Source organism: Sphingomonas chungangi, assembly GCF_013778325.1.
Classification (GTDB): domain Bacteria; phylum Pseudomonadota; class Alphaproteobacteria; order Sphingomonadales; family Sphingomonadaceae; genus Solisphingomonas; species Solisphingomonas chungangi.
The window spans coordinates 1-889 of the sequence record NZ_JACEIB010000013.1; the positions used below are offsets into that span (position 1 = coordinate 1).

The window sequence follows — 889 nt, forward strand, 5'->3', positions numbered from 1 at the left end:
CCGATAAGCCGCGTGAGCTCTCGGGCGACCCGCACGCCGGACAAGGACGTGTCGGCCACCAGTGCCAGGCACTCCCGGCTGTAATCGTCCACCACGCACAGGATGCGGAAGCGCCGGCTGCACGTCAGCGTATCGGAGACAAAGTCCAACGACCAGCGCTGGTTCGGGCCATCCGGCAACAGCATCGGTGCACGCGTCCCTCCGCCTGCTTTCCAACGATGCTACGCATCGCCGGAACCTTGGCAGGCTCCGCCCAACGCGCGCTTGCGGCCACCACGACGGCGGACCCGCAGGTTCTCCTCGCGGTAAATCCGCCGCAGCTTCTTGTGGTTGGGCGTCATGCCCTCCCTCGCCAGCTGGTAGCCCAGCCGCCGATAACCGAACCGGCGGCGCTCAGCCGCCAGCTCACGCAAACGCGCCCGCAAGGGCGCATCATCAACCCTCGTCGGCTGATACCGGACCACCCGGCGGCTCACGCCGACCAGACTGCACGCCCGACGCTCGCTCAAGCCGTGACACGCACGAGCATGGGCGACGGCTTCCCGCTTAGCGCCGGGCGTCACCATTTTTTTGACGCCAGATCCTTCAGCACGACATTGTCGAGCATCGCCTCGGCCAGAAGCTTCTTCAGCCGGGCGTTCTCGTCCTCCAGCGCTCGCAATCGGCGAGCCTCGGACACCTCCAGCCCGCCATATTTCGACTTCCACTTGTAGAACGTCGGTGAGCTGATCCCGTGGCGCCGGCACACCTCCGCCGTCGCCATGCCCGCTTCCTGCTCCTTCAAGATCGCGATGATCTGCTCTTCGCTGAACCTGCTGCGCTTCATTCCGTCCGACTCCTTCGCGTCGGACTCTACCCAAAATCGGTCACATTCCAGGGGCGCACGTCA

At 65.4% G+C, this 889-nt stretch carries 1 pseudogene; it reads right to left on the reverse strand.

What is annotated here, in order from left to right:
- Window positions 1–826: pseudogene (locus HZF05_RS13525) on the reverse strand (IS3 family transposase); the annotation flags it as partial.
- Between the last annotated feature and the right edge of the window lie 63 nt (window positions 827–889).